7 protein-coding genes are annotated in these 17,097 nt (G+C 70.0%); 2 read left to right on the plus strand and 5 right to left on the minus strand.

Annotated elements, in window-relative coordinates:
• Positions 1 to 48 precede the first annotated feature (48 nt).
• The 4 genes from ACIQCS_RS17825 to ACIQCS_RS17840 form a co-directional block, all read right to left on the minus strand.
• Positions 49 to 8,964 carry a BapA/Bap/LapF family large adhesin gene (locus tag ACIQCS_RS17825; RefSeq protein WP_345847364.1) on the minus strand — a complete coding sequence of 2,972 codons (8,916 nt, stop codon included), beginning with the start codon at positions 8,962 to 8,964 and terminating at the stop codon, positions 49 to 51.
• A 374-nt stretch (positions 8,965 to 9,338) separates the two neighbouring features.
• On the minus strand, positions 9,339 to 10,970 hold the full coding sequence (locus ACIQCS_RS17830; protein ID WP_345847363.1) for a Na+/H+ antiporter: 1,632 nt from the start codon (positions 10,968 to 10,970) through the stop codon (positions 9,339 to 9,341).
• 81 nt (positions 10,971 to 11,051) lie between these two features.
• Positions 11,052 to 11,732 (minus strand): response regulator transcription factor, encoded by a 681-nt coding sequence (locus ACIQCS_RS17835; RefSeq protein ID WP_345847361.1) that lies wholly within the window; start codon positions 11,730 to 11,732, stop codon positions 11,052 to 11,054.
• Complete coding sequence (locus ACIQCS_RS17840; protein ID WP_345847360.1) at positions 11,729 to 13,231, minus strand: ATP-binding protein; 1,503 nt, start codon at positions 13,229 to 13,231, stop codon at positions 11,729 to 11,731. Before ACIQCS_RS17840 ends, ACIQCS_RS17835 begins: the two co-directional genes overlap by 4 nt.
• 247 nt (positions 13,232 to 13,478) lie before the next feature.
• On the opposite strand from ACIQCS_RS17840, the gene pal reads away from it, so the two are divergent.
• Together pal and ACIQCS_RS17850 are read left to right on the plus strand one after the other, a co-directional pair.
• Positions 13,479 to 13,997 carry a peptidoglycan-associated lipoprotein Pal gene (gene pal / locus ACIQCS_RS17845; protein ID WP_345847358.1) on the plus strand — a complete coding sequence of 173 codons (519 nt, stop codon included), beginning with the start codon at positions 13,479 to 13,481 and terminating at the stop codon, positions 13,995 to 13,997.
• Positions 13,998 to 14,202: 205 nt separating this feature from the next.
• Positions 14,203 to 15,366, plus strand: coding sequence for a glycosyltransferase family 4 protein (locus ACIQCS_RS17850; protein WP_401531443.1), 1,164 nt, complete (start codon positions 14,203 to 14,205; stop codon positions 15,364 to 15,366).
• A gap of 252 nt (positions 15,367 to 15,618) precedes the next feature.
• On the opposite strand, the gene ACIQCS_RS17855 is transcribed toward ACIQCS_RS17850, so the two are convergent.
• A complete protein-coding gene (locus ACIQCS_RS17855; protein WP_345847354.1) occupies positions 15,619 to 17,097 on the minus strand; it encodes an amidohydrolase in 1,479 nt (492 codons plus the stop codon).

Below are 17,097 nucleotides of genomic sequence, written 5' to 3' on the forward strand. Positions count from 1 at the left end.
AAATCATGGATGATTTTCGAAAATCGACTCCGAGTTCGGAGTGATGTCTCACACCATATGGGTCAGCTGGTGGCGATCCTGCTCCAGGTCGCTTGGCGTGACGAGATAATGCAGCGGATCGTCCGGCGCGGGAGCGGCCGCGATATCCGGCGCGGCGGGCGCGGGGCTCGCCGCCGCGGGCGGGCCGGAGGCATCGGACGCGGCCTGGCGGTCATGGAGGAATTGGCCGAGCAGATCCTCGACGCTGCCCTGATTGTCGTTCAGGCTGTACGTGATCTGCGGGTGATCCGTGGATGCCACCGTTGGCGCCGCCACGGTCTCGGCCGAGAACATCGCGAGCGGCACGGTATCCGCCAGCGAAGTCGACTCGACCACCATCGCCGCCGAGGGCGTGACGCCGTTGTTGATGTCGACCGTCACGTCGAGATGCGCCGTCGCAACGGTGCCGTTGGGCTGGACCAGCTGATAAGTGAAGCTGTCGACCGGATCGGTGCCCGAATAGGTCAGCGAAGCGCTCGGCTGGTAGGTGTAATGGCCCGTCTCGGTGACGGTCAGCGTGCCATAGGCGCCGGTGATGGTCAGCGGCGTATCGCCCACCTGAACGAAATTGCCGCCCGTCTGGACGCGCACCACCGGGAAGTCCGTGCCCAGCGTGTCGTTGGCGAGCAGCTCGCCGGATATCGCCGTGGTGCCGGTGAGGCTGTACTGGTCGAGATGCGTCACCGTCTCGCCGACATAGACATTGGTGCCATAGCCGGTGCCCAATATGTTCGTGCTCGACACAGTATAGTTGTAGGTGCCGGACGGCAGGTCGTGCAGCACCAGCGCGACGCCGGTGCCGAGCCCCAGATTGGCGACCGAGGTCTGGGTGACCGTGCCGACCACGGTGCCCTGCGAATTGGTGACCGTGATCGTGTAGGTGGGTAGCACGCTGAGCCCGCTCGACTGGATCGCCGAGAGCGTCACGTCGGCGGTGCTGTTCGCGCCAACCGTGAAGCTGTCGTGCACCGAGCCGGTCTGCGCGCCGGTGATGATCAGCGCCGTGGGCGTGGCGAAGCTCGAGTCGATCGCCGCGGGAATGGTGGTGACGACATGCTCGAAGGTCGCGGTGGCGATCGCCGCATCGTCGACGGCCAGCGGCGTGCCGGTGATGTCCGGGCTGCCGATCGTCACGGCCAGCGTCGCGCTCTCCAGCTCGCCGCTGGTCGGATTGACCAACGTATAGGTGAAGGTGTCGACATGGCCGATCGCGGCGGCACTGGCATCGGGCGTGTAGGTGTAGCTGCCATTGGGATTGATGACGAGCGTGCCCCAGTCGCCGTGGATCGAGGTGCCGCCGGCGGCCACCGCGGTGGTGACGCCGTTCACGGTGACGCTCTGCACGACGGTCTGCGGGCTGACGATATCGACCGCGCCACCGGGCCCGGGGTCGGTGATCACATTGCCCGCGGCCGTGCTCGGCTGCACCGCGCCGACATGGGTATAGTCGCTGTTGACGCCCGTGACCGCGAGGCCGCCGAGCAGCCCCACGCCGGCGGCGCCATCGAAAGTGACGAAAGCGCGATATTCGCCCGGACCGAGCGTGTCGGTCGCGACGAGATTGCCGTTGAGCAGCGAGAGCTGGAGCAGCGAGCTGTTGCCGGGTCCGCTCACCGCGACCCAGTTGGTCCCGTCGAAGCGCTGGACCACCACGCTGTAGCCGCTCAGCACGCCGATCGCGAGCGTCGCGTCATAGGTAAAGCTCGCGGCAAGGGAATTGCCGGCGGCGACGGTGAACTGGACATTGGGAGTCGCCAGCACCTGCGCATCGAGATTGAGCAGGCCGAGCGAGACCAGGGCGAGATAGTTGGCCGTGCCCAGATTCTCGTTGGTCGTGACCGGCACGAGATCGATCGAAGCGCTGGCCGTGTTGTTGAACGCCTCGATGTCGAACGGTGCGATAAGGGGAACCGCGCCGGAGAGGTTGCCGGCATGATCGCGCAGCGTGACGCTGAGCGTCTCGCCCGCGGTCTGGGGATCGTTCAGCGAGACGGAGAAGCTGCCGTTCGCGGCGACCGTGCCGGTGCCGAGCAGCGTGCCTCCCGTATCGCGCACCTCGACGGAAGCGCCTGCTTCGCCCGTGCCGGTGACGACGGTGCCCGCGCCATTGATCGCCAGCCCGGCGGGCGGTGCGGGCGGAGTGATGTCGGGTGCGATCGCCACCGTGGCGGGGGAGAGGTTGCCGGCCGGATCGCTCTGAGTGACCGTCACCGTCTCGCCATTGGCCTGGGGCGTAGTGAGCGTGGCGGTGTAGCTGCCATTGCCGGCGACGATGGCGGTGCCGATTTCGGTACCGGCGCCGTTGAATATGTGCACGGTCGCGCCGGGCTCGCCGGTGCCGGTGACGGCGGTGCCATTGGCGTTCACCGTCGCGGCGGGCGCGGCGGGCGGCGTGAAGTCGGGCGCCAACGCCGAGGTGACCGGCGAGACATTGCCCGCGGCATCGGCCTGGGTGACGTGGAGTGTCTGGCCATTGCCCTCCGTGGTGGTCAGCGTGACGGCATAGGCGCCGTTCGCGGCGACCAGCGCGGTGCCGATGACGGTTCCGGATGGATCACGGACCGTGACGGTGGCGCCCGGCTCGCCCGTGCCGGTGACGACCGTGCCGTCGCCGCTGACCGTCGCGACCGGCGCGGCGGGCGGGGTGAGGTCGGGTGCGGTTGCCGTGATGCTCGGCGAGTGATTGCCCGCCGGATCGGTCTGGCTGAGCGTCAATACCTGCGCGTTGAGCTGGGGCGTGGTGAGCGTGGCGGTGTAGCTGCCATTGCCGGCGACGACGGCGGTGCCGATCTCGGTACCGGCGGCGTTGAATATGTGCACGGTCGCGCCGGGCTCGCCAGTGCCGGTGACGGCAGTGCCGTCGGCGGAGACGGTGCCGGTGGGCGCGAGCGGCGGCGTGAAGTCGGGCGCCAGCGCCGAGGTGGCGGGCGAGACGTTACCCGCCGCATCGGCCTGGGTGACCTGAAGCGTCTGGCCATTGCCCTCCGTGGTGGTCAGCGTGACGGCATAGGCGCCGTTCGCGGCGACCAGCGCGGTGCCGATCACGGTTCCGGATGGATCCCGGACGGTGACGGTGGCGCCCGGCTCGCCCGTGCCGGTGACGATCGTGCCGTCGCCGCTGACCGTCGCGACCGGGGCGGCGGGCGGGGTGAGGTCAGGCGCGGTTGCCGTGACGTTCGGCGAGGGATTGCCCGCCGGATCGGTCTGGCCGAGCGTCAGCACCTGTCCGTTGAGCTGGGGCGTGGTGAGCGTGGCGGTGTAGCTGCCATTGCCCGCGACGATGGCGGTGCCGATCTCGGTGCCGGCGGCGTTGAGCACATGCACGGTGGCGCCGGGCTCGCCGGTGCCGGTGACGGCGGTGCCGTCGGCGGAGACGGTGCCGGTGGGCGCGAGCGGCGGCGTGATGTCGGGGGCCGTCGCCGGCGTCGCGGGCGAGACGTTACCCGCCGGATCGGCCTGGGTGACCTGCAGATGCTGGCCGTTGAGCTGCGCGGTGGAAAGCGTGACGACATAGCTGCCATTGGCGGCGACCAGGGCAGTGCCGAGCGGCACGCCGCCCGCATCCCGCACCGTCACCGTTGCGCCAGGCTCGCCGGTGCCGGTCACGAGCGTGCCGGTCGCATCGACCGTGGCAGCCGGAGCGGCCGGCGGCGTGGTGTCGGGCGCGGTCGCCGTGACCGAGGGCGAGGCGTTGCCCGCCGGGTCCCTCTGGATCGCGGTGAGCGTCTCGCCATTGGTCTGCGGCGTCGCGAGCGTGGCGCTATAGGTGCCGCCGGGCGCGACGGTGGCGGTACCGAGGGGCGTGCCCGCGGCGTTGGTGATCGTGACGGTCGCGCCGGGCTCGCCGGTGCCGGTGACGGTGGCGCCGTCCGCCGACACGGTGGCGGTGGGCGCGGCGGGAGGCGTCGTATCCGGTGCCGTGACCGGCACGGCCGGCGAGACGTTCGCGGCAGCATCCGCCTGGGTGACGGACAACGCCTGGCCATTGGTCTGCGGCGTGCCGAGCACGACGGTATAGTTGCCATTGGCGCCGACGGTTGCCGTGCCGAGCACGGTGCCGCTCGCGTCGGCGACGCGCACGGTGGCACCCGGCTCGCCGGTGCCGGTGACGATCGTGCCGGTCGCATCGATCGCCGCGACCGGCGCGGCCGGCGGAGTCAGGTCGGGCGCGATTGCCGTGGCCGGCGGCGATACGTCGCCTTCCGCATCGGCCTGGGTGACGTGCAGCGTCTCGCCGTTCAGCTGGGGCGTGGTGAGTATCACCACATAGGTGCCGCCCGGCGTGACGGTCGCGGTGCCGATCACGGCGCCGTTGGGGCCGGTCACGCTCACCGTGGCGCCGGCCTGGCCGGTGCCGAACACGGTCGCGCCATCGGCCGCCACCGTTGCGGTGGGTGCCCCAGGGGAATCGTTCGGGACGAGGTCGGGGGCGACCGCACTCCCCTGGGGCGAGGCATTGCCGGCGGCGTCCGTCTGGACGAGGCCGAGCAATTGCCCGTTAGTCTGTGGCGGGACGAGCGTGGTGGTGAAGGTGCCATCCGAAGCAACGACGACGGTCCCGATGTGCAGGCCAGTCGGATCGGTGACGACCAGGGTCGCCCCCGCTTCGCCCGTGCCGGTTATCGAGGCGCCATCCGCCGCGACCGTCCCGACAGGTGCGGGCGGCGCGGTGAGATCGGGTGCGGTAAGCGACAAGGCCGGGGAGGCATTCCCCGCCGCATCCGTCTGCGTCACGCTCAGCACCTGGCTGTCGATCTGCGGCGTGGAGAGGACGACCGAGAAGGTTCCCGCCGCGCTCACCGTCGCTGTCCCGATCACCGCCGAGAAAGGGTCGCGTACCACGACCGTGGCTCCCGGCTCCCCCGTGCCCGAGACGACCGCGCCGGTGGCATCGAGAGTGGCGACCGGGGCCGCGGGAGGCGTGATGTCCGGCGCATTGGCGGTGCCGGGAGGCGAGACATTGCCCGCCGCATCGGCCTGGGTGGCGCTGACCGTGCCGCCATTGGCCTGGGGCGTGGTGAGGGTGATCGAGAAATGACCGTCGGCGGCGACCGGGCCGGTGCCGAGGACGGCGCCGGAGGCGCTGGTGACCGTGACCGTCGCGCCCGGCTCGCCCGTTCCTGTCGCGGTGGTGCCGTCGGCGCTGATCGCGAGAGCGGGGGCGGCGGGCGGCGTGATGTCCGGAGCCAGCGCCGGGGTTGGCGCCGAAAGGTTGCCGGCGGTGTCGGTCTGGGTGACCTCGAGCAGCTGGCCATTGGCCTGGGGCGTGGTCAGGATCACCGCATAGGCGCCATTGGCGGCGACCACGGCGGTGCCGATCGCCGTGCCGGAGGGATCGTGGACGATCACCGTCGCGCCGGCCTCGCCGGTGCCGGTGACGATCGTGCCATTGCCATTGACCGTGGCGGTGAGCCCGGTCGGCGCGGTGAGGTCCGGCGCCGTCGCATGCAGGTCGGGCGAGGGATTGCCCGCCGGATCGGTCTGGCGGACGGTCAGCACTTCGCCATTGGTCTGGGGAACGGACAGTGTGACCGAATAGCTGCCGTCGGCGGCCACGGTCGTGGTGCCGAGCACCGTGCCGGACGGGCTCCGCACGGTCAGGGTCGCGCCGGCCTCGCCGGTGCCGGTAACCGTCGTGCCGTCGGGCGAGATCGTGGCGGTGGGCAAGGCGGGCGGGGTCAGGTCGGGCGCGGTAGCCGGGACCGGCGTGGAGGCATTGCCTGCCGGATCGGCCTGGGTGACCTGGAGCAGCTGGCCATTGGTCTGCGGGGTGGTGAGAGTGACGCTGTAGCTGCCGTTCGCGGCGACTACCGCCGTGCCGATCGCCGTGCCCAAGGGATCGCGGACGGTGACGGTGGCGCCGGCCTCGCCGCTGCCGCTCACCACCGTGCCGAGGCCGTTCACTGCCGCGGTAAGGCCGATCGGCGCGGTGATGTCGGGCGCGTGCACGGCGACTTCGGGCGAGGCATTGCCCGCCGGATCGGCCTGGGAGACCTCGAGCAGCTGGCCATTGGCCTGGGGCGTGGTGAGGGTGACGCTGAAGCTGCCATTGGCGGCGACCAGGGCGGTGCCGAGCGGATTGCCGGCGGCGTCATGGACGCTCACCGTCGCGCCCGGCTCGCCGGTGCCGGTCACTGCCGTGCCGTCCGCCGACACGCTCGCCACGGGCGCGGCGGGAGCGGTGAGGTCGGGCGCGGTGACAGTCACCGGCGTGGAGACATTATGGGCGGCGTCCGCCTGGGTGACCTGGAGCAGCTGGCCGTTGGTCTGCGGGGTGGTGAGCGTTGCGCTATAGCTGCCATTGGCGGCCACGGTCGCGGTGCCGATCACCGTGCCGCCGGGATCGCGTACCGTTACGGTCGCGCCGGGCTCGCCGCTGCCGGTGACGACGGTGCCGCCGCCGCCGATTGCTGCCGTCAGGCCAAGCGGCGCGGTGATGTCGGGCGCGTGCACGGCTGTTTCGGGCGAGACATTGCCTGCCGGATCGGCCTGGGAGACCTCGAGCAGCTGGCCATTGGCCTGCGGCGTGGTGAGGGTGACGCTGAAGCTGCCATCGGCAGCGACCAGGGCGGTGCCGAGCGGATTGCCGGCGGCGTCATGGACGCTCACCGTCGCGCCCGGCTCGCCGGTGCCGGTCACCACCGTGCCGTCCGCCGACACGCTCGCCACGGGCGCGGCGGGAGCGGTGAGGTCGGGCGCGGTGACGGTCACCGGCGTGGAGACATTATGGGCGGCGTCCGCCTGGGTGACCTGGAGCAGCTGGCCATTGGTCTGCGGGGTGGTGAGGGTGACGCTGTAGCTGCCATCGGCGGCGACCACCGCCGTGCCGATCGCCATGCCCGAGGGATCACGGACGGTGACGGTGGCGCCGGGCTCGCCGCTGCCGGTGACAACGGTGCCGCCGCCGCCTATCGCCGCGGTGAGGCCAAGCGGCGCGGTGATGTCGGGCGCGTGCACGGCTGTTTCGGGCGAGACATTGCCCGCCGGATCGGCCTGGGAGACCTCGAGCAGCTGGCCATTGGCCTGCGGCGTGGTGAGGGTGACGCTGAAGCTGCCACCGGCAGCGACCAGGGCGGTGCCGAGCGGATTGCCGGCGGCGTCATGGACGCTCACCGTCGCGCCCGGCTCGCCGGTGCCGGTCACCACCGTGCCGTCCGCCGACACGCTCGCCACGGGCGCGGCGGGCGGGGTGATGTCCGGCGCGGTCAGGCTGACGGTCGGCGAATGGTTGCCGGCGCCATCGGTCTGCCCCACCGTCAGCGTTCCGCCATTGGCCTGGGGCGGGGCGAGCGGGACGAAATAGCTGCCATTGCCCGTGACCACGGCGGTGCCGATGGTCGCGCCGCCCGCGCCGGTGATGGTGACGGTGGCGCCAGGCTCGCCGGTGCCGGTGACCGAGGTGCCGTCCGCCGCGATCGTCGCGGTCGGCGCTGCGGGGGCGACGACGTCCGGCGTCGTCACGCTTGTGGCGGGCGAGACATTGCCGCTGGGATCCGTCTGGGTGACCGTCAGCGTGCCGCCGTCCGATACGCCCGGGGCCAGCGGCACCGTGTAGGTGCCGTTCGCGCCGACGACCGCGGTGCCCACCGCGGTGCCGGTATCGGGATCGCGCACGGTGACGGTAGCGCCGGGCTCGCCGGTGCCGGTCACTGCCGTGCCGTCCGGCGTGACGCTGGCCGTCGGTGCGGCGGGGGGCGAGAGATCGGGCGCGGTGACGATGGTGGGCGGCGAATGGTTGCCGGCCGGATCGGTCTGCACCACGGTCACCGGCTCGCCGTCGAACACGGCGGGCGGCAGCGATATCGAATAGCCGCCATCCGCATTGGCGACGGTGCCGCCCAGCGGCCTGCCATCGGCATCGGTCACCGTCACCGCCGCGCCGGGCTCGGCGCTTCCCGAGACGGTGAAGGTGTGCGGATCCATTATGGCGGTGGGCGCGCTGGGCGGAGTGATGTCGGGCGCCGCGAGATTGATGGGGTTCGATCCATTGCCCGCCGCATCGGTCTGCGCGATCGTGAGCGTCCCGCCATTGTTCTGCGGCGTGGTGAGCGTCACGGTGTAGCTGCCCTGCGCATTGACGACGGCGGTACCGATCACCGCGTCGCTGCCGTTGCGTACCGTCACGGTCGCCCCGGGCTCGCCGGTGCCGGTGACGATCGTCCCGTTGGGGTTTATCGCGCCGGTGGGCGCCGCCGGCGGGGTGGTGTCGGGCGCATGCGCCGTGGTGGAGGGCGAGACATTGCCGGCCGGATCGGTCTGGGTGACGGTGACCGTCTGGCCATTGTTCTGGGGCTGGGTGAGCGTCACGGTGTAGCTGCCGTTGCTGCCCACCGTGCCGCTGCCGAGCAGCGTGCCCGAGGGGTCGCGCACCTGCACGGTGGCGCCCGCCTCGCCCGTGCCGGTCACGCTGGCGCCATTGCCGCTCACCGTCGCGGTGGGGGCGCTGGGCGGAGTGGTGTCCACCGTGGCGGTGGAACCGCCGCCACGGCTCGATCCGCCACCGCCGCCCGCCAGCGCCGCCGCGCCCCCGGCCACGGCGACGCCCCCGAGCAGGACCGGAAGCAGCGCACCGCCTCCGCCGCCGGCGGCAGCCTCGGCCCCGGCCCCGATGAGGAGATCGTCGATCCCGTGCAGCGCCGCGAAGCGCGCCGGTCCCGACGCCGCCGTATTCGCCAGCCAGAGATGATCGCCTTCGCGAACGACGAGATCGCTCGCCGCCCCATTTGTCTGGACATAGAAATTGGAGACACGGATCGTCTCGCCATTGGCGAGATGCACGATCAGGTCGTTGCCTTGCCGCTCCAGGGCGGTGATCTGCGACCGGTCGATGTCGAGCCGAACCACGCTGGGGCTGGATAGATCGATGGAGTCCCCGGGAACATGGACAATATTACCCGTCGATTTATCGATCACATCGGCACGCATGACAGTCTCCTCCCAGAGAAATCCACGCAACTTCGCCGGAGCCGACTGGTTAACATTTGCGCAAGTATTTAGTTTAAATTTAGTAACCTGCGAAACATTGTTAGAAGGTCCGGTAAATCGCTGAAACCTTAAGGAGGCGATTTCGATGCAATGCTTCCGAAATCGGAATCAATCGATCTACTTGCTGGCAAAACTATCGCGTGGTCCCGATTGTTTGCGGGCGGTCGCCGGAACCTGATTGCTGATGGAATCCCGGCCAGGGACTCGGTGCTTTTCACTAGCCTTTCGGCCGCCGGAACGCGGGCGCGCCCGATGGGCACGGCGGTTCTGCGCCGGGGCCGGGGATAATTCTTGGCTAGCGGAAGATCTCGTCTTCAGCCGCGATGCCGTGTCTCGGCGAGATCGAGTTCGCGCGTCAGCTTGCGCGCAGTCTCGCTGCCGATCGCGCGCGCCCGGCCGAGTTCCAGCAGTCGCGCGCGCTCGGCCTGGATGCCGACGAGCCTGAGCTCGCTTGCCAGCCTTTCCTGCGCGCGTGCTTCGCCCGCCATGCCCTCGCCCAGGCCTTCGATGCGTTCGCGATAGAAGCCCATCACGCGCGCGCCGGCCGCAGCGTAGAGATCGGGATCGCCATGCGTCTCGCCAAGCGCGTGCTGGTGCCGCTCGACCGCGCGGATGGCGGCCTCGGCGGTGGCGACGCGTGCGGAATCCTCTTCCGCCTGCCGGGACGGCTCGGGGGGCAGGGTCAGCCCCTTGAGCAGGATCGGCAGCGCGATGCTGGCGATGACCAGCGACACGATGATCACGCCGGCCGCAAGGAAGATCGCCAGGTCGCGGGCGGGGAAGGGCGTGCCGTCCCGCAGCATCAGCGGCAGGGTGAGCACGCCGGCCAGGGTTATCGCGCCGCGCACGCCCGCGAACGACGTCGCCGCGACCAGTCGCCAATTGGGGCTCCGCATCGTCTCGGTACCTTCGCGCTTGCGCAGGATGGTCAGCCGCAACGAAGTCCACACCCAGGCGAAACGCAGCGCCGCCAGCCCGGCGACGATCGCCACGACATAGACCGCCAGCCACCAGGGCGAGGCATGGCCGGTCAGCAGCACGGTCTGCTTGGCGCCCGCGACGATGCCGGGCAACTGCTCGCCCAGCAGCACGAAGATCACGCCGTTGAGCGTGAACTGGAGCGTGTCCCATACCGAGTTCCGGCGCATGCGGGTGACTGCCATCGCCTGGCGCGAGATTTCGGCGAAAGTCATGGTCACGCCCGCCGCCACGGCAGCCAGGATGCCCGATGCGTGGAGATGCTCGGCGAGCAGATAGGAGCCGAACGGGATCAGCAGGCTGACGAGGATCTGCGAGCCGGTGTCCTCGCCCCAGCGGCGGGTCACCCAGGCCTTGGCGCGCGAGGCGGCGAGCGTGACCAGCACGCCGATCGCGAGCCCTGCGCCCGCCACCCAGAGGAAGGTCAGCGCCGCCTGGCCCGCGGAGAAGCTGCCCGTCAGCGCGGCGGCGACGGCGAAGCGCAGGCAGACCAGGCCCGAGGCATCGTTGAGCAGCGATTCGCCTTCCAGGATGTGCATCATGCGCTTCGGGATGGGCACGCGCGCGGCGATCGCCGACACGGCGATCGGATCAGTGGGCGAGATCACTGCCGCGAGCGCGAACGCCACCGCCAGGGGCATGGCGGGGATCATCCAGTTGATCAGCAGCCCCATGCCGATCACGGTCAGCAGCACCAGCCCGAGCGCCAGCTCGACCACGGTGGAGAGATCCTTGAACAACTCGTCCTTGGGGATGCGCCAGCCGTCGAAGAACAGCAGCGGCGGCAGGAACAGGAACATGAACAGCTCGGGATCGAGCTCGACGCGGTGCGAGGTGGACAGGCCGATCGCGGCGCCCAGCACGATCTGCACCAGCGGGGTCGGCACGCCGAACGGCAGCATGCGCGCGACCGCGCCGCTGACGACGACGGCGAGCAGGAGGAACAGGATGATCGAAACGGTTTCCACGGCTCTGCCTCGTTCTGCGCGGCCCGGCGGCCCCGCGGCTAGGTTGCATGTCCCGGCGCGGGCCGGAGATGGGGCGGGAATTCAGCTCGCGCTGGCGAGCCGATAGCCGACTCCGGGCTCGGTCGCGAGCAGCCGTGGATCGCTCGGGTCCTCCTCGATCTTCTGGCGGAGCAGGCCGATATAGACGCGCAGATACTGGCTGTCTGCGGTATCGCTGCCCCAGCCCACGGCGAGCAGCCGCTTGTGCGTCACCACCTGGCCGGCGCTGAGCGCCAGCGTCCGCAGCAGGTCATATTCCTTCGGCGACAGCTTCACCACATCTCCTCCCAGCGACACGCGGCGCGCCTGGAAATCGATCTCCAGCGGGCCGCTGCGATAGGTGGCGGGCGTGTTCTTCAGGCTGGAGCTGCGCCGGATCGCCGCGCGGATGCGGGCCATCAGCTCGCCGATTTCGAACGGCTTGTTCACATAGTCGTCGGCACCGTGATCGAGTGCGGCGATCTTCTCGGCTTCCTGATGGCGAGCGGAGATGACGATGATCGGCACCTGGCTCGTCGCGCGCAGGGCGCGGATGACGTCCTTGCCGTCGATATCGGGCAGGCCGAGGTCGAGCAGCACCACTTCGGGCTTGATGTCCTCGGCCATGCGCAGCGCCGGGACGCCGGCCGAGGCGACGGCGACGCTATAGCCTTCGGCACCGAGCACCGGTTCGAGCACCGCGATCAGCGCAGGCTCGTCGTCGACGAGGAGGATGTTGGTCATGCTTGCATAGCCTCGGCGAGCGGAAGTCGGATGGTGATGCGGGTGCCGCGGTCGTCCAGCCCGGGGATGGTCGCGTGGATGGTGCCGCCCAGCGCCTCCACGAACCCCTTGGCGATCGCCAGCCCCAGGCCGCTGCCGCGCCCGGTCGCGTCGGGCCTGCCGGCGCGGTAGAAACGTTCGAACACCCGCTGGAGCGCATGCTCCGGTATGCCCTGGCCGCTGTCCGCTATGTCGATCCGGCAGGCGCCGTCCTCGGCGGATATGGCGATTTCCACTCGGGCGCCCTCGTCACTGTAGAGGATCGCATTGTCGAGGATGTTGAGCAGCACCAGTTCGAAAAGAGCGGGATTGGCGGCGACCGGCAGGTCGGGGTCCGGCGCGTGCAGCGTCACTTGCCGCCCGCCCGCACGGGGCCGGATCCGGTGCAGGGCCGCGCCGGCCATTTCGGCGGCGCCCAGGATCTGGAGCGGCTGGGCGAGGCCGCCCGCTTCCATCCGGCTCATCTCGAGCAGATTGGCCGTGTAGCGATTGAGGCGCTCGCACTCGTCGACCACGCCGCGCAGCAGGCGTGCGGAGGTTTCCGCGTCGAGCTTCTCGCCATAGGCGATCAGGCTCGACGCCGACGCGCTGATCGCGGTGAGCGGCGTGCGGAAATCATGGCTGACCGAAGCGAGCAGCGCGCTCTTCAGCTTCTCGGCCCGGGCAACGGCGCTGCGCTCGGTGATCTGCTCGGACAAGGCGGCGCGCTCAAGCGCCAGGGCGACCATGTTGGCGACCGCATCGATAAAGGCCGGCTCGACCTTTCCCGGCCGCAGCGGCTCGAGCACGAGCACGGTGAGCGGCGCATTGGCGAGTTCGAGGCGCCTGCCGATCAGCAGGCTGTCCGCGGGAGGCCCGGGCTGGTGCGCGATCTCGGCCGCGAAGGCGTGCCAGCTCGCCGCGCAGGGCATTGCCGAGAGGCAGTGCAGCGCTTCGTCATCGGCCCGGAACAGCGTCGCCCGCGCGCCCAGGATCCGGTGCACCGCCCGCTCGACGGTGACGACGACATCGGCAGGGCGCGCCGCGGACTGGAGTTCCTGGCTCAGCGCCAGCAGGCTGTTGAGCTGGAGATTGCTCGATCGGGCAGCCTGGGCATGGTCCTTCAGCTGCCCGGCGAGTACGCCGGAAACCAGGGCGCACAGGTTGAACACGACGAGCGGCGCAAGATCGCCGCCCGTGACGATCCGGAAGGTGAGGGCCGGCTCGGTCAGGTAGAAATTGTAGATCAGAAAGGCGGCGAGCGCGGCGATCAGCGCCGCGGCGAGGCCGCTCAGCGCGCCGGCAACCGTGATGCCGAGCACGAACACCAGCGCCGCGGCGACTTCGCCGAGCGGATGGACGGCGAACGCCGCTATCACGGACAGGGTGAGGACGATCGCGGTGCGGAACAGGCCGGCGCGATCGAGATGCAGCCGCGCCGTCAGGAAGCCGATGAGGGGATTTGGACGTCCGGTCGTCATCGAGCTCCTGATACCCGCGAAGGGTTGGTCCGGGCGGCGGGCCGGGGCCGGGAGCCCATTGTGCCCGCCGCCACGGTGGGAACGCGCGCCTCTCTTGGGGGGAGGCTTGCATGAGGGGGTGCAATAGCGCGCTCTCGCCGAATGCCTATGGCGGCGGCCGATCCCGGTCCATGCATAAAAAACCTATAGTAACGCCCGCGGGTCAAGCTTCTCTAGGGATGTTTCCGAAACATTTCTTGGAGAAGTTATGCGTAGGGAATTCGTGCTGGCGGTGATGATGGGTGCGGTGGCCCTTGGCGGCTGCGCCAAGCGAGCGCACCCCGGCAACGCGTCGGACGGATCCAGCGCGGTTGGCGGTGGCGAGCCCCATGTCGAGAATGGCGAGGATCCGGCGCTGGCGCGGCTGCAGGCGGATCTGGTGGCCAGCGCGGGCAGCGATCGCGTCTTCTTCACCTTCGATGCCTTCAGCCTCTCCCCCGAAGCGCGCGCTACGCTGACGCGCCAGGCGCAGTGGCTGCGCCAGCATCCGCGCGTGGGCTTCCTGGTCGAGGGCCATGCCGACGAGCGCGGCACCCGCGAGTACAATCTGGCGCTGGGCGATCGCCGCGCGCGGGCGGCGGCCGACTTCCTGGCGCTGCAGGGAATCGCGCCGAACCGGATCACGACCATTTCCTATGGCAAGGAACGGCCCGAGGCGCTGGGCTCCGACGAAGCCTCGCACGCCCAGAATCGGCGTGCCGTGTCAGTCGTCATTCATCTGCCGTAAGGAATATGGGGCCGCCCGGGGGAACGTCATCGTTCCGCGGGCGATCCATGTTATCTGACTGTCCAAGATGAAGATGTCACTGGTCAACCCTAGCAGCGCCGGCACGTCCGCCTCCCGGGCCGGGCGCCACGCCCTGGTCCGCTCGATGGGGCCGTCCGATTCGTCCGCGTGCGAGCCGGGCGCGACGCGTCCTGCCAATGACGCCATGCCCGCCGCCGGCATGCGGATCGCGCTCTTCTCGGGCAACTATAATTGCGTGCGCGACGGCGCCAATCGCGCGCTCAACCGGCTCGTCGATCACCTGCTCGCGCGCGGCGCCGCCGTGCGGGTCTATTCGCCGACGATCGCCGATCCGGCCTTCGCGCCGGCGGGGGATCTCGTGTCGGTCCCGTCGGTGCCGATTCCCGGGCGCAGCGAGTTCCGGGTGGCGCTCGGCCTGCCGGCGTCGGTGCGCGCGGATGTCGAGCGCTTCGCGCCGAACATCGTGCACGTGTCCGCGCCCGACCTGCTCGGCACCGGCGCGCAGAAGCTGGCGCGCCGGCTCGGCGTGCCGGTGGTGGCCAGCCTGCACACCCGGTTCGAGACCTATTTCGACTATTATGGCCTGGGCGTCCTGCGGCGCTGGGGCGAGCGCCGGCTGCAGCGCTTCTATCGCGCGAGCGACCGCGTCCTGGCGCCGAACGCCGCCTCGGCCGATAGCCTGGTGGCAATGGGCGTGGCGGACGAGGACATCGCCATCTGGGGTCGCGGCGTCGATCCCGCGGCCTTCTCGCCGGCATTGCGCGACCTGAACTGGCGGCGCGGCCTGGGATATCGCGACGACGAGATCGTGCCGATCTTCTTCGGCCGGCTGGTCATCGAGAAGGGGATCGCCACCTTCGCCGATACCATCCAGGCGCTGCGCGATCGCGGCTATCCGCTCCGCCCGCTGATCGTCGGCGCGGGGCCGGCCGAGGCGCGATTCCGGGCCATGCTGCCCGAAGCGGTTTTTGCCGGCCATCTCGACGGCCCCGCGCTGGGCCGCGCGGTGGCGAGCGCCGACATCCTGATCAACCCGAGCATGACCGAGGCCTTTGGCAATGTGAACCTGGAGGCGATGGCTTCCGGCCTCGCGGTCGTCAGTGCCGATGCCGGCAGCGCCCGCGCGCTCATCGCTTCCGGCAAGTCCGGCCTGCTGACGGCGCCCGAGGCGGGCCGCCTTGCCGATGCCGTGGCGCAGCTCGTCGAGCGCCCGGACCTCCGCTTCGCGATGGCTGCCGCCGCCCATGCCGAGGCGCGGGGCTATCGCTGGTCCGAGATCCTGGACAATGTGGTCGCCAGCTATGCCGATCTGCTCGGCACCCGTCGCCGGGCAAGCGCCGCCGCTTAGGGTCACGACTCAATCAGCAAGCCGCGTCACCCCCGCTTTCGCGGGGATGACGGTTGAAGGAACATAAGTTCCCAACTGGGTTAAGAACCCAGGCAAGTATTTGATTTTCCGCCGTCGCCCCGGCCTTGAGCCGGGGTCCCGCTGCCTTACGGACGGAAGTAGAAGCGGGATCCCGGCTCAAGACCGGGATGACGAAAGAAGAAGATGAGTCCCCAATCCAGGCGATGCCTTCGCCGCCCGCCGGTCATCGGGTCAGTTCGATTTCGCCGTGCCTTCCCAGGCGGGGGTGGGCTTGCGATAGTCGAGCGCCGGTGCCCGCTTGCCCAGCAACGCGTCATAGCGGAACGCCGGGCCGCGCGCCTTGTCGAGCTCGGCCTTCGCCGCCGCCAGCGTCTCGGGGCTCAGGAACAGGTCCGCCGCCGTCAGCGCGATCGTCTTGGCTGCGACCGCCGCGCCCTTGATTCCGATCGACGAGCCCGATGCCGCCACGGCCTGCCAGCTGTGCGCGGGCGTGCCGGGAACCCAGGTGGCGGCGTTGAGGCCGATCGTCGGCACCGTCCAGCTGATGTCGGACACGTCGGTCGAGCCGCCGCCGTCCGGACCGCGCTCGCGCGAGCTGGTCTGCTGCACCGAATCCAGCGGCTTCTGCGTCGGCAGCGTCTTCTGCAGCTCAGTCGCCCAGGCGATCTCCTGCGGCGTCCACTGCTCGCCGCCCACCGCGTCGAGGTTGCGGGTCATCACCTTGGCAAGGGTCTCGCTCGCGAGCATCGAATAGACGCCGCCGGTGATCTCGTTATCGACCGTGGTGCCCGTCGCCATTGCCGAGCCCTCGGCCGCCTTCACCACGCGGGCCCACACGTCGCGCACGATCGCGGGATCGACGTTGCGGACATAATAATAGCTCTCGGCGAAATCGGGCACGACGTTCGGTGCCTCGCCGCCTGCGGTGATGATGTTGTGGATGCGCGTCGAGGACGGGATGTGCTCGCGCATGAAGTTCACGGCGACGTCCATCACCTCGACGCCGTCGAGCGCCGAACGCCCCTTGTCGGGCGATGCCGCCGCATGGGCGCTGATGCCGTGGAAGCGGAACTTGCCGGAGATATTGGCCATGCTCTTGCCGGTCGAGACGCCATTGGCGTCGCCCGGATGCCAGTGGAGCACCGCCGAGACGTCGTCGAACAGGCCGGCGCGGACGAGATAGACCTTGCCCGAGCCGCCTTCCTCGGCGGGCGAGCCATAGACGCGCAGCTCGCCCTGCACCTTGTTGGCGATCATCCATTCCCTGATCGCGACGGCCGCCTCGACGCTCGCCGCGCCGAACAGGTTATGGCCGCAGCCATGGCCGGCCGCTTTGCCGGGGATCGCCGTCTTGGTCGGCGCGGTGGTCTGGGCGAGGCCGGGCAGGGCGTCATATTCGGCGAGGATGCCGATGACCGGGCCCGAGCCCTGCTTGAAGCTGGCGACGAAGGCGGTCGGCATGCCGGCGACGCCGGGGGTCACGGTGAAACCTGCCTTCTTCAGCCGCGCCTGGAGGAGCGCGGAGGACTTGTTCTCCTGATAGCCGACTTCGGACCAGCCCCAGATCGTCCTGGCGGTGCTCTCCAGGTCGGGCGCATGTTTGTCGATCGCGGCGAGCATGGCGCTGCGCTGCGCTTCGGGGACGCCCTGCGCATGGGCCGAAAGCGGCGCGAGCGCGGCGGCGAGCAGCAGCGCGGTCTTGATCGTCAT

Source organism: Sphingomonas sp. NPDC092440, from assembly GCF_044754985.1.
Lineage (GTDB): Bacteria > Pseudomonadota > Alphaproteobacteria > Sphingomonadales > Sphingomonadaceae > Sphingomonas.